This window comes from Brevundimonas sp. (assembly GCF_031412435.1).
In the GTDB taxonomy this organism is placed as follows: domain Bacteria; phylum Pseudomonadota; class Alphaproteobacteria; order Caulobacterales; family Caulobacteraceae; genus Brevundimonas.
On sequence record NZ_JANODA010000078.1, the window covers coordinates 33,653 to 46,739 of the forward strand.

A 13,087-nucleotide genomic window follows, 5' to 3' on the forward strand; every position below is an offset into this window, starting at 1 on the left:
TTCTTTCGTCCCACGATAGCGGACGATAGGGTGAACACAAGACGCGCAGCCGTCACGGAGGTAACCGATGTCATTCGCTTCACGAGCCGGTTTGGGCCGCGCCGCTTTCGGCCTCGCCGCGGCCCTGCTTTCGACGACCGCGCTCGGCACGACCGCACTGGCGCAAAGCCCTGCTGCGCTGTCTCCGGGCGTGGAGGCCGAATGGCTCCAGGCCCGTCCGCGTCCTGCCCTGAACACCGATCCGTCGCACCTGCCGTCACGCGAAGAGGCGATGGCTGCGGTCGAATATGTCGCATCGTCCCAGATCGCCGCCATGGCCGCCGAGCCGCTCGCCCTGTCGACCGGCAGCAACCTGTCTCAGATGTCGTCCAACTGGGTGGCGGCGACCTTCTACGTCGGCGCTGCGCGGCTGGCCCGGGTGTCCGATGACCCCGAGACCCTGCGGTTCCTGACCGCCGTGGCCGAGCACTATAACTACAGCGTCCGCGGCGCCCGGTCCGGCCCGACCATGCTCAACGCCGACGACATCGCCATCGGCGATCTCTACGAGGAGCTCTATTCCCGGCGGGGTCAGGAAGGCGTCCTGATGCCCCTGCGTCAGCGTCTGGACTGGCAGGTCCCGCACCTGAACCGCGCGACCGAGACCCCCGCGCTTGTCTGGTGGTGGGCCGACGCCCTGTACATGGCGCCACCGGTTCTCGCCCGGATGTCGGCCATTACCGGCGACCCGAAATACCTGATCGCCGCCGACAGGGAATGGCGTCGCACCGCGGAACGTCTGTGGGTCCCGGACGAGCGTCTGTTCCTGCGCGACGAGCGGTTCAAGGACGAGAACCACCGCGACGCCCACGGCGACCGCATCTACTGGTCGCGCGCCAACGGCTGGGTCATGGGCGGTCTGGTCCGCTGGCTGGAGAGCGTCCCGGCGGGCTTCGCTGGCCGCCAGTACTACGTCGATCTCTTCCAGCAGATGGCCCCGCGGATCGCCGGACTGCAGCAGGACGACGGCCTGTGGCGTGCGAGCCTTCTGGATCCCGAGACCTATCCGGAAGCCGAGACCTCCGGCTCGGTCTTCTACGTCTACGCCCTGGCCTGGGGCGTGAACCACGGCCTGCTGGATCGGGCGACCTACCTGCCGGTGATCCAGAAGGGCTGGGCGGCCCTGAACCGCCATGTTCTGCCGAACGGTCTGATCGGCGCGGCCCAGAAGACCGGCGACCAGCCCGTCTCGACCGCCCCGACCGACATCGGCCTCTATGTCTCCGGAACCTACATCCTGGCGGGTCTGGAGATCGCCGACCTGAACGGTCCGGTGAAATCACTGCCTCTGGCCGAACCCGCGCGCGACAGCGCCGAGGTCATCGTCGCCACCACCCCGACCCCGCCGGCGCCGGTCACCGTGCGCGGTCCGGAAGAACAGGCCCGTCGCGACGCCGAGATGCGCGCCACCCGCGCCCTGGCCTATGACCCCGCCGGTCTGGGCCGTCCCTCGACCATCGAACGCCTTTCTCCGCCCACCGAGGAGGAACAGGTCCCGCGCGCCGTCGCCCGCTTCGCGCCGGACCGTCTGGACGACCTGTTGTGGGAGAACGACCGCGTCGCTCACCGCATCTACGGCCCGACACTGGAGGGCCGCGAGCCGCCGTCAGGTTCGGGCATCGACGTCTGGGCCAAGCGCGTCCGCTACCCCTACATGGACCGCCAGCTGCGCTATCCGAACTATCACACCGACCGGGGCGAGGGCCTCGACTTCTATGACGTCGGTCGCGGTCGCGGCGCGGGCGGCCTCGGCGTCTGGTTCGAGAACAAGCTGTGGACCAGCCGAAACTTCTCGACCCACCGGATCGAGGAGACGGGCGGCGACGAGGCCCGTTTCACGGTCGACTACCGCCCCTGGCCGGTCGATGTGAGCCGCCGGGTCTGGGAGACGCGCGAGTTCTCCCTGCCGATGGGTTCGAACTTCACCCGCATGACGTCCACGATCCAGTCGGACAGCACAGAGCCCCTGATCGTCGGCATCGGCATCTCAAAGCGGACCAACGACGCCGGAAGCGGCTTCGTGACGCGGGATCAGGCGAACGGCCGGTTGATGTTCTGGGAGCCGAGCGACCCCGGCCACGGCAGCCTCGGCATCGCCATCCTGGTCGATCCGGCGATGGTCGAGGGGTTCGTTCAGGACGCGGAAAACTATCTGATCCTCGTGCGGGTCACCCCCGGCGTACCCTTCACCTATTACATGGGCTCGGCTTGGGATCACGGTCTGGACTTCTCCACGCGCGAGGCGTGGGAGACCTTCGTGGCGGGTCAGACGCCAGAGTTCTGACCCGCCACGCCGGGGCCTAGAAGCGACGGATGTAGCTGACCGACCAGGTATCGGCCTCGCCGCCGTCGTCCTGGAAATCGCGGCGGGTCCAGTCGACGCGGACGCCGTTCCAGCCGTCGAGGAAGGCGCTGGCGCCGACGCCGTAGTTGAAGCTCTCGCCGTCGCCGTCGCCGCGCACGTTCACGGCGCCGATCGAGGACTCGATCTTGGTCGTGCCGTAGCCCACGCGGGCGAAGGCCTCGAAATGATCGCCCAGCGGCAGGAAGGCGACCGCATAGGCGGCGACGTCATGCTTCAGTTCGATCGTGCTGCTCGTGCCGCCGATCGTGACGTCGAAGCTATCGTCCTGGATGCCGATACCGGCTTCCAGCTCGGCGCCGACCCAGGGCAGGACCTTGTAGCCGAAGCGGCCGGTGACGGCGCCCAGTTCGGACTGTTCAGTGTCGACGGCCGTGTAGCCGAGGGTGGCGTAACTGCGGGAATCGCTCTGGGCCTGGGCGGCCGCGGGCATGAGGGCGCAGGCGGCCACGAGAGCCATGAGGGTGGTCTTCATCATGCGGGAGGGTCTCCGGGTTCTGTTCGGGCGGCGCGCACATCCGCATCGCCGCCATGAACCAAGGACGCCGTCCGGCCGAATACGCCTTACGGTCGGCCCCGAAAGCTCGTCAGAAGGCGGCCTCGAACGCCAGCCGGACGGTCAGCGGACGCACCGGCACCGCCTGGGGCGAAGTCAGCTGATAGGGCGATCCGATGCCATAGCGGACGCCATCCTGGTTCAGGGGATTGGAGATGCGCAGCGTCGCCGCGCGCCGCTCGTCGCCCAGCCGCGCCGTCAGCTCGGAGCGGGTGTAGCCGCCCTGGGGCACGTCGAGCGAAGGGCCGACGCCGATGCGGGACTGGCCGATATAGCGGAAGTCGGCGCCCAGCCTCAGCGGCAGGCCTCCGAGCGTTCCCGCATCGTAGTCGACGCTCAACTGGGCGCCGAACGGGGCGACATTGGGGATGTCGGTCGTGCCGCCGCCGATGATGCTGAAACGGGTCTGCGTCAGTTCGCTGTCGTTGACGAAGACGCCGCCCGAGATGTCCAGCATCGGGGTCGGCGTCCAGGATCCCTTGATGGAGACGAAGCGGATCACACCATCGCCGACGTTGTCGGTGACCAGGTCGCCGCCCTGGGTGACGATGTCGGCCTGGACGTCGCGCCAGTCGACCCAGCCGATGGAGACCTCGCCGGACAGGTCGTCGCGCCACTGACGCGAGCGGGCGCCGACCTCGACCAGGGTGACGCGGTCGCCGTTGTAGCGCTGGAAGGCGCCGTTGGCCTCGTTGACCCCCGCCGGTCGCACTGCCTGCTCGGCGCGTGCGAACACGGTGGCGGCGGGCGTGGCGTCCCAGCGCGCGGTCAGACTCGGCGTCACCCGCAGGCTGAAACCGTTAATCTGCGGCCCCGCCCGCGCGGAGGCCAGGTCGACGATGCTCACGTCGCTGTCGATCTTCACGGCGGACAACCGCGCCCCCAAGGCGATCCGCCAGTCGTCCGCCGGCGACATCGAGGCCTCGCCGAAGGCCGTGGCCTCGGTGAAGGTCCGTCTCAGATCCGCGCCATAGGTCGGACGAGGCGTCGGCGACAGGTCGCGACGACGACGCTCTACCAGGGTCTCCCCGACCGCCAGCGCCGCCCCGCCCGACCAGGTCCAGCCCGCGATCGGGTCGGTGTCGATCCGCAGCTCGGTCGAGGTCGTCGTCGCAGTCTGGCGCCGATCGACCAATTCGGGGAAGGGCTCGCTGACCTGGCTGGCGTCGAACCGCTCGTTCAGCTGCTGGCGCGAGATGCTCGTCGCCGAGGTGAGGACGGCCGACCCCAGTCGCCTCTGGGCCGTCAGCCCGGCCAGGACGATGGTGCTCTGGTAAGGCTCCAGCACGCGGCCCAGCTTGACGAAGCGCGCCGCGCCGATGGCCGTGGTCTGGGCATCGTCCGCCGTCACCCTCTGGCCGACCCCGACCAGATCGACCGTCCAGTCTCCGTCCGTCCAGCGCACCGAGGCGCGCCCCCCGACCGTGTCGACGGTATCCGCCTCGCGTACCCCTTGCGTCGGATTGTCGAGGAAGCCGCCCTCGCGCCGCGAATAGGCGACCACCCGTCCCGCCGTCCGGTTGTCGAGCGAACGGTTCACGACCAGCGAGGCCTCGGTGCTTTCCGCCCCGCCCGAGGTGACGCCCGCGCCGACGACGAACCGCCCCGTCGTTTCCCGGAAGGCCGGCTCTTCGGGCTGGAGCCTCAGCACGCCGCCAATCGATCCGGCCCCGAACCGCGTCCCCTGCGGTCCTTCGAACACCTCGATCCGCCGCACGTCGATCAGGGCCAGGTCGGGGTCCGGCGATCCGTAGTTCAGGCGCAGGTCGCCCAGATACTGACCCACGGTCGCCTGCAGCGGGCCGTTCATGGCCGAGTCCGCCAGACCCCGGATGAACAGCTTGTTCCGGCCGGTCCCCTGACGCGTCGACTCGACCGTGGCCGACAGATCGGAGACGGCGTCGCTGGCCGCCGCGCCCTCGACCCTCTGAAGGGCGCCCCTGTCGACGGTGTCGCGCCCCGACACCCCGCCAAGCCCGACCGGCGGCATGGCGGTGACCACCACCTCGTTGAGCAGGGTCGGCGCAATCTCGGGCGGCGGCGGCGGACGAACCAAAGGTCGACGGGGCGGAACCGGCGCCGCCTCGACCCGGTACATGCCCTCGCCGATCCGCACCGCTCGCGCGCCCAGTGGACGCAGCATGCGGTCCAGGGCGGCCTCCGGCGACATCCGGCCGCGCAGGTCGGGCGTCCGGCGACCGTTCAGGTTTGTGGTGATGACGATGTCGATCCCGGCTTGGGCCGCCAGCCGGTTGACGGACTGGGCAGCGGGCCCGGCGCGGACGTCGAACGTCTGCGGCGCCCCGGACTGCAGGGCGATCATTCCGGCCGCCAGCAGGGCCGCCGTCGTCACGGCTCCAGCCGCCAGCCTTCGCCGTCCTCGACCACCGACACGCCCAGCAGCCGCGCCAGCCGCGCCCTCTGGTCCGCCGCCTCCGTCGTGGCGGTCAGGCTGCCGCTGAAGCGACGGTTCGCGACCGACGGGCTGACCGTGATCGGCCGGTTCAGCGCCCGCGACAGATCCTGCGCCACGATGCTCAGGCTCTCGCCCGTGTATGACAGCCGACCCTCGCGCCAGGCCGCGACCTCCTCGGTCGAAACCTCGCGACGCTGGATCCCTGCCGATGTCGCCAGCGCGCCGTCGCCGGCGTTGAGGGTCTCCGTCGCGTTCTGCATGTCGACGCGGACGATGCCTTCGGAGACCGACACGCGTGCGCCATCGGCCAGACGGGTGACGTCGAAGGTCGTGCCGAGGTCGGTCAGGGTCGCATCGGCCACCTGCACCACAAAGGGCCGTGCCGCGTTATGCTCGACCTCGAACAGGGCGCGCCCGGCTTCCAGGTCCACATCGCGCGGATGCTTCCGATCCAGCACAAGCCGCGTGCCGCCGGCCAGCGAGACCTGTGACCCGTCGTCCAGCGTCACGGTCCGCGTCTCGCCCGGCGCGGTCTCGATGATCCAGGGCTGGGCCCGCTGGCTCCAGCCGATCCAGGCGCCACCGACGGCCAGCACGGCCACGGCCGCCGCGATCGCCGACCGGCGGGGCAGGGCAAAGGCGCGGCGCGGCATGACCCGCCGCACGCCCGGCGCCGGAGCCGCTTTCAGCGCCTCGACCGCGTCATCTTCGGCCTCGGCCAGCCGCCAGTAGGCCTCGGCATGGCGCGCATCGGCGGCCATCCAGACGTCCCAGTCCTCCCACGCCTCGAAGGCGGTATCGTTGACGCGAACCAGCCAGCCCAGCGCCTCCCGATCGATGTCTGTCCTGAACGCGCTCATCCCCATGACTCCAGGACGCCGCCCGACGCGATCCGCCTCACGACTGTTCCTCCTGCAGGTCCAGAAGGACGGCATAGGCCCGCCGCAGATGTTTCTCGATGGTGCTCAGCCCCATGCCGAATTCCTCGGCCAGCCGGCGCTGGGTCACCCCCTCGATGCGGTGCCGCCGAAAGATCGCCGCCGCCGGATCGCCCAGCGCCATCAGCCGCGCCTCGACGGCCCGCAGCGTCTGCAGCGCGATCAGCCGACGCTCCGCATCGGCCGGTTCGACCGTGTCCTCGGCCAGGTTGGCCGGGCTCTGCCAGGTCGCATCGCGCACCGCCGCCCGGCGCAGGCCCCGGCGGCGATCCAGCACGGCCGTATAGACCATCCTCAGGAGGTAGGCGTGGGGGCTGGCCACCGGCGCATCGACGCCGCCCAGCTTCAGCCAGACGTCCTGGACCACGTCCTCGGCGTCCCCGGCAGCGCCCATTGCGGCGGCGCGGCGGACCAGCGCCGGGCGCATTTCGGCGAAGATCGCTTCAAGGCCGGCGGCCGGATGTTCGGGCGACGCTTCCATTCGCGCGCCCCATAGCGCCTCGCCGATCCGGCTGGCAACCAGGTCGGAAGATCGTCTGTCGCATTCGTGTAAGGCTGGGGCGCGCCTGCGGCGTCTTCCCTCTGATCGGCCAGAGGGAGGAGACGCCATGACCACGAGCGGCCCGGAACCGCAGCCTCCATCCGGCGCGCTGCAGACGATCCACATGGTGTTCGCGGCCATCGCTGCGATCGTGATCGCTGTGTGCAACGGCGCCTGATCCGATGACAGCGCCGGTCGATCACCGGTCTGCGCCGTACGATGCGTACGCTGCAGGCGTCGTAGAGGCCGCAGATCACGCGCCGCGCTGACCGCTCCGGCAGGGGGCGTTTCCCCCCGCGCCCCGTCGTGAGCGGAGGGTGCGGTCCGCGGGGCCGCACCTCTTTCACGCCACCGCTATTTCAACGGCAGATGCAGCTCCGCCGCCGTGCCCAGCTCCGGGTCGTCGAGAAGAAATCGCTGACAGTAGATGGGGAAGTCCCGCATCTCCTCGCCGCTCGCCGGCAGCCAGTCGCGGTACAGATAGAGCGCCGCGGGCTCCAGATTGTGGGTGTCTCCGGTCACCCGCAGCACCGCGCACCGCCCGCCGGGAATCTCGCCTTCCCTGACGGACCCGTCCGTCGACTCGATCCGCTGATCGGGGCCGACGCCGACGCACAGCTCCATCCGATAGTCGGCGGGGTTCGCGGGTCGCCGCTCGGTGTGCCAGATGTTGAAGGTCGAGCTGGTCCGGGGCGTCAGCCCGGCGGCCTTCCGCCAAGCGATGAATTCCTGGATGGTGACCTCGAGCGTCCCGGGATCGCCCCGATGCTCGAACATCGCCACGCGGGTCGGCGCGACGTCGCGGAGGGTCACCTGTTCGGGGGTGAATGTGGTCGTCATGATCTTGCTCCTGGCTGAGTTGAGCGGCCCGAAGGCGCTGAGCCACGGCTCCCAGTCGGGAGATTTCCGGAAACTCGACGGCGACTGGCGGAACCTTTGCCGAAAGGCGCGGGCGAAGGCATCAGGCGTCTCGTAGCCGGCGTCCAGGGCGATTTCGGTGACGCTCTGACCCTCGCCATCGGCCAGCCTTTTCGAGGCCCGTCGCATGCGGGCCAGCTGGACATAGCGATGCAGGGACACCCCGAAGGTCGCCTTGAACTGCCGGTGGAAATGGAATTTGGAAAACGCCGCGACGCCGCTGACCGCCTCAAGATCCAGATCGCCGTCCAGATGCCGGTCGATATGATCCAGCACCCTCTGCATCCGGGCATGATAGTGATCGAGCGCCGCCGTCATCGTCCTCATCCGCTGTGGTGACTACGGTATGGAGGGGGCCGTTGTCCCGCGCTCGCCCGATCTTGCGGTTCAGCGACGCGCCGGCTCTCTGTCTAGGGCTCGCGCCGCGCCCGGAGGGTTCCGGCCGCCCGGACCATCTGCACGAAGGCCGCGCGGTCGCCGTAGGGGTCCTGGCCTCGGGCGCCCTGGGCCAGGGCCAGGATGGCGGCGTTGTCGAAGTCGGCGTTCATCCACGGATCGCCACGCAGGCCCTGGCCGAAGGCGGCGACGGCCATGGCCCAGCGGGTGGCCTCCGGCGGCCGGGCAGAGGGGCGGGAAACCGCGTGCTGGATCAGGCGCGAGGTCGGCTCTCCCGGCAGTTTGTAGCGGACCTGGACGAAGCCGATCTCGCCGTTCGGATCGCCTACGGAAGACTCTGGCCGGTTGGCGTCATAGCGGCGCTCGGGGATCTGGCTCGGCCCGCCGACGGGGGTGATCTCGTACAGGGCGGTGACGGAGGCGCCGGACCCGACCTCGCCCGCGTCGACGGCGTCGTTGGAGAAGTCTTCCTCGTTCAGCAGCCGGGTCTCATAGCCGATCAGCCGGTATTCGGAGACGCGGGCCGGGTTGAACTCGACCTGGATCTTGACGTCGTCGGCGATGGGGAAGGCGCCGCGATCGAAGGCGGGGCCGAACAGGCGCCGGGCCTCGTTCAGGTCGTCGACATAGGCGGCGATCCCGTTCCCGGCCTGGGCGATCGTCTGCATCCGGGCATCCTGATAGTTGCCGCGCCCGAAGCCGTAGACCGACAGATAGATGCCCGTCTCCCGCTTGTCGGCGACATAGTCTTCCAGCCGCCTGTCGTCGGTGACCCCGACGTTGAAGTCGCCGTCGGTGAACATCAGGATGCGGTTGACCTTGTCGGCCCCGAAGGCGGCCTCGGCCTGTTCATAGGCGTTGACCATGCCCGCCGCCCCGGCGGTGCCGCCGCCGGAGTTGAGCGAGGCCACGGCGCAGCGCAGCTTCAGCTTCTCGGATCCCGACGTCGGCCCGACCGCCGTCCCGACCGACCCGGCGTAGTAGGTCACCGCCACCCGGTCCTCGGGCCGGAGTTTGTCGATAATCAGGTTCATCGTCTGCTGGGCCAGGGGCAGCTTGTCGGGCGCGAACATCGAGCCGGAGACATCGACCATGAAGGTCAGGTTCAGCGGCTTCCGCTCTCCCGCCGGCAGCTCATAGCCCTGCAGCCCGATATGGACGATCTGGCGGCCTTCTGACCAGGGCGATCCAGTGACGTTGGTGGTGACCGCGAAGGGCTCGGCCGCGCTGCCGGGCCGGGCGTATCCGTAGTCGAAATAGTTGATCATCTCCTCGACCCGAACGGCGTCGCGGGGCGGTGTCTGGCCCTCGGAGATAAAGCGCCGGACGTTGGACCAGGCGGCCGTGTCCACGTCGATCGAGAAGGTTGAAACCGGCGCTTCGGCGACCCGCCGGACGGGGTTGGGCGTTGCGTCTGGATAGCGCTCGGTGTTGGCCGGCTGGGGCAGGCTGGAGATGACGCCGTTCACCGTCGTCTGGCCTGCGGCGTTCATCCCGATGACCGGGGGCCGCATCGGCGCGGGCGGGGCGGGCGGGGCGGGCGGCGGCGGCGGGGGCGGCGGGGGTGGCGGCGCGCCGTACTCAACGCGATCCTCCTTCTTCGTCGGCTCGATCGGCAGGGCGACCGGCGGCGGCCCGTTGTAGGCGGGGGTGACAATACGCGATGCGCTGACGACGACGTCGTCCACCGGGGCTCTCAAGCGGATGCCGAGGGCCTCGCAGGCGGCGGCGCTGACCGCCCCGTCGCCGGGCTCATAGGCGGGTCGGGTCTGGACGGGCGCCGCGGCGATCGGCGAAGCGAGGCTGAGGCCGACGACGGCCGCCACCCCCTGTTTCAGCATGGTCGCCAGCATCGCTTCCTCCGGGGTTATGTCGTTGATCCCATGAGACGGACCGGCGTTGGTCGGAACTGTGGCGTGTATCGGTGCGGATTAAGGCGCGGCCGGGGTGTGTCTTTCAGGCGCTCAGGCCTGTCTGCGCCCCGGTCAGCATTCGGCAGCGCGCTGAAACAGCCGGCCCTGCTCAGCCAAGCCTGTTGAGCGATGACCGTTGCAGCGCCGCAGCGACAGTCGTGAACCGTGTGATAAAGGGCGGACATGATCATTCTGACCTTGCTGCTGCTCGCCCTGCAAACCACGACGGGCCCGGACCTGAGCGCCTATCCGGAGGCGTCCCCGCGCCTGCTCGCGGCCGCGCCGGCTGTCACGGAGATCGAGAACGTCACCCTGCGCGGCTACGAGGTTCGGGGCCGGAACGCCCGGGCCGTGCGGGCCAGCATCAATGACGGCAAGCCCGCCGATCTCAGCGGCGCGCGCCACGACGCCGTGACCTACTGGAACTACAGGTGGCAGTTGTCCGGGACGAACGGTCGGTGCGACCCCGCCCGGACTGCGGTGACCTATACCGTGACTGTCGTCCTGCCCGATCTGGCCACCCTGAATCAGATGAACCGGACCGACCGCGAGAAATGGAACACCTATTTCGCGGCCCTGGTCCTTCATGAGACCAATCACGTCCGGATCGCCGCGGCGGGCGCCCAGGGTGTTCAACAGGCGATGAGAGCGGCGCCCGACTGCGCAGCCGCCCAGGCGGTCGGCCTCGCGGAAAACCAGAGAGTCGGCGCCGCGAGCGCCGAGTATGACCGTTTGACCAGCCATGGCCGCAACGAAGGCGCGGTCTTCTGACGACCGCGGGCCGGGTCAGCTACGTCTGAGACCAGGACGTCCTTTCCGGCTTGCCTTGATCGCCCCGCTCGGCTCCGTTGGAGACATGCGCGCCCATCCCGTCTTCGCCCACATGCCGGTGACCATTTTCGAGGTCATGTCCAGCCTCGCCCGCGAGCATGGCGCGATCAATCTGGGCCAGGGCTTCCCCGATGATCAGGGACCCCAGAGCCTCCGCCGCCTCGCCGCTGACGCCCTGATGACCGGCTCCAACCAGTACGCCCCGTCGCGCGGCCTGCCCGAGTTGCGCCACGCCGTGGTCGAACACTACGGGCGGCTGCAGGGCGTCCCCCTGACGTTCGACGGCGTCCTGATCACCTCCGGCGCCACCGAAGCGATCGCCGCCTCCATCATGGCCTGGGTCCATCCGGGCGACGAGATCGTCATCTTCGAACCCGCCTATGACGCCTATCGCCCCCTGATCGAGCGCGCCGGCGGCATCGCCGTCCCGGTCCGGCTCCAGCCGCCGCTGTGGCGCCTTACGGACGACGCCATCGAGGCCGTGATCACGCCCCGTACCCGAATGGTCGTCTTCAACAATCCCCACAACCCGACCGCCCGCGCCTTCGACGCCGAAGAGGTCGCGGCCCTCGCCCGGGTCTGCGTGCGTCATGACCTGATCGCCGTCAGCGACGAGGTCTGGGAGCATGTGATCCTGGACGGTCGCCGCCATCGCTCCCTGATCGCGGAGCCGGGCATGACCTCGCGGACCCTCAAGATCGGATCCGCCGGGAAGATATTCGGGATGACGGGATGGAAGATCGGCTTCGTCTGCGGCGACCCCGCCCTAGTCGACCCCGTCGCGAAGGCCCACCAGTTCATCACCTTCGCCACCCCGCCGAACCTGCAGAGCGCCGTGGCCGCGGGCCTCGGCTGGCCGGAAGCCGCCTTCGCCGAGATGGGCGCCGACTTGCAACGCTCTCGCGACCGACTGGCGGCGGGTTTGACGGCCCACGGTTTCGTCCTGACCCCGAGCGAAGGAACCTATTTCCTCGGCCTCGACCTCACGGCCTCGGGTATCGCCTCGTCAGATGAGGCCTTCTGCCGCCGGGCCGTCGTCGATTTCGGGGTCGCCGCCATCCCCCTGTCCGCCTTCGTCTCGGACGCGGCGGCCGGATCGGTCATCCGCCTCTGCTTCGCCAAGGCCGACGCCGTCCTGGACGAGGCGATCGAGCGGCTGGGCGGGGCGGCCGAGACCCTGCGCCGGGCCTAGACCCGTCGCCTCAGAGGCCCATGCCCGCCCGCTCCGAGATCAGGCCTCGACGCCGACGCCGATCGGGCAGACCACGCCCGTGCCGCCGATGCCGCAGTAGCCTTCCGGGTTCTTGGCCAGATAGCCCTGGTGATAGCCCTCGGCGAAATAGAAGGGCCCGGCCTCCGTGATTTCGGTCGTAATCTGGCCCTTGCCGGCCTTCGCCAGTGCGCCCTGATAGGCGTCGCGCGACGCCTCGGCCTCGGCACGCTGTCCGTCGTTCAGATAGTAGATGGCCGAGCGATAGGTCGAGCCGACGTCATTGCCCTGGCGCATGCCCTGGGTCGGGTCGTGCCCTTCCCAGAAGGTCTTCAGCAGCTGGGCGTAGGAGATCTCCGCCGGATTGAACACGACCTGGACCACCTCGGTCTGGCCGGTCAGCCCGGTGCAGGTCTCCTCATAGGTCGGATTCGGCGTGATCCCGCCGGAATAGCCGACGGCGGTGACCCAGACGCCCGGCAGCGACCAGAACTTGCGCTCCACGCCCCAGAAACAGCCCATGCCGAAGATTGCGGTCTCGAACCCCTCCGGATGCGGTCCCTTCAGCGGACGACCATTGACGAAATGGACCTCGTCGGTCGGCAGGGGGGTGGACCGGCCGGGCAGGGCGCTTGCGGCGGTGGGCAGGGTGGTCTTCTGGCTCAGCATGGATGCCATCCGTGAGAAAAGGGACATGGCGACCATATGGGAATGGCCCGCGCCTTTGCCCAGACCCGTTTTGACCAGCGCGGCGCTTGCCCACAGCGCTCGGCTGTTCTATCAGCCCTCCCTCCCCGGGCGACCTCCCGGGCGTTAGCCCTCGTGGTGAAACGGACAGGTGGCGGAGTGGTCGATCGCGCACGCTTGGAAAGCGTGTGTAGGTGAAAGCCTACCGAGGGTTCGAATCCCTCTCTGTCCGCCACGGATGCCCAGGAGGCAGTCGACCTGATCGACGCCGAGGGCGCTC

The 13,087-nt window shown here is 69.3% G+C and carries 10 protein-coding genes and 1 tRNA gene; 4 read left to right on the plus strand and 7 right to left on the minus strand.

All coding sequences use genetic code 11. The features are described from left to right. Positions 1-67 precede the first annotated feature (67 nt). Positions 68-2,323, plus strand: a complete 2,256-nt coding sequence (locus RMO01_RS14845) for a glycoside hydrolase family 88 protein (protein ID WP_309629838.1) — start codon at positions 68-70, stop codon at positions 2,321-2,323. A 16-nt stretch (positions 2,324-2,339) separates the two neighbouring features. On the opposite strand, the gene RMO01_RS14850 is transcribed toward RMO01_RS14845, so the two are convergent. The 6 genes from RMO01_RS14850 to RMO01_RS14875 form a co-directional block, all read right to left on the minus strand. Continuing rightward, a complete protein-coding gene (locus RMO01_RS14850) occupies positions 2,340-2,876 on the minus strand; it encodes a porin family protein (protein WP_309629839.1) in 537 nt (178 codons plus the stop codon). Between the two features lie 112 nt (positions 2,877-2,988). Continuing rightward, complete coding sequence (locus RMO01_RS14855) at positions 2,989-5,310, minus strand: TonB-dependent receptor (RefSeq protein ID WP_309629840.1); 2,322 nt, start codon at positions 5,308-5,310, stop codon at positions 2,989-2,991. Further along, complete coding sequence (locus tag RMO01_RS14860; RefSeq protein ID WP_309629841.1) at positions 5,307-6,233, minus strand: FecR domain-containing protein; 927 nt, start codon at positions 6,231-6,233, stop codon at positions 5,307-5,309. Before RMO01_RS14860 ends, RMO01_RS14855 begins: the two co-directional genes overlap by 4 nt. 37 nt (positions 6,234-6,270) lie before the next feature. Next, the gene (locus RMO01_RS14865) at positions 6,271-6,792 is read right to left on the minus strand and encodes a sigma-70 family RNA polymerase sigma factor (RefSeq protein WP_309629842.1); all 522 of its coding nucleotides are present in this window, start codon (positions 6,790-6,792) and stop codon (positions 6,271-6,273) included. Between the two features lie 414 nt (positions 6,793-7,206). Then, the gene (locus tag RMO01_RS14870; RefSeq protein ID WP_309629843.1) at positions 7,207-8,088 is read right to left on the minus strand and encodes an AraC family transcriptional regulator; all 882 of its coding nucleotides are present in this window, start codon (positions 8,086-8,088) and stop codon (positions 7,207-7,209) included. Positions 8,089-8,180: 92 nt separating this feature from the next. After that, a complete protein-coding gene (locus tag RMO01_RS14875; RefSeq protein ID WP_309629844.1) occupies positions 8,181-10,019 on the minus strand; it encodes a von Willebrand factor type A domain-containing protein in 1,839 nt (612 codons plus the stop codon). 243 nt (positions 10,020-10,262) lie between these two features. Between RMO01_RS14875 and RMO01_RS14880 the strand changes: the two genes are divergently transcribed. Both RMO01_RS14880 and RMO01_RS14885 read left to right on the plus strand, forming a co-directional pair. Then, positions 10,263-10,850: a DUF922 domain-containing protein gene (locus RMO01_RS14880; protein ID WP_309629845.1), complete on the plus strand. Its 588-nt coding sequence runs from the start codon at positions 10,263-10,265 to the stop codon at positions 10,848-10,850. 85 nt (positions 10,851-10,935) lie between these two features. Continuing rightward, entirely contained in the window at positions 10,936-12,102 is a 1,167-nt protein-coding gene (locus RMO01_RS14885) for an aminotransferase (RefSeq protein WP_309629846.1), read from the plus strand. Positions 12,103-12,141: 39 nt separating this feature from the next. Here RMO01_RS14885 and msrA read toward each other — a convergent pair whose 3' ends face one another. Beyond that, positions 12,142-12,789 (minus strand): peptide-methionine (S)-S-oxide reductase MsrA, encoded by a 648-nt coding sequence (gene msrA / locus RMO01_RS14890; protein WP_309629847.1) that lies wholly within the window; start codon positions 12,787-12,789, stop codon positions 12,142-12,144. 163 nt (positions 12,790-12,952) lie between these two features. Between msrA and RMO01_RS14895 the strand changes: the two genes are divergently transcribed. Beyond that, positions 12,953-13,042 (plus strand) — tRNA-Ser (locus RMO01_RS14895). Positions 13,043-13,087 lie beyond the last annotated feature (45 nt).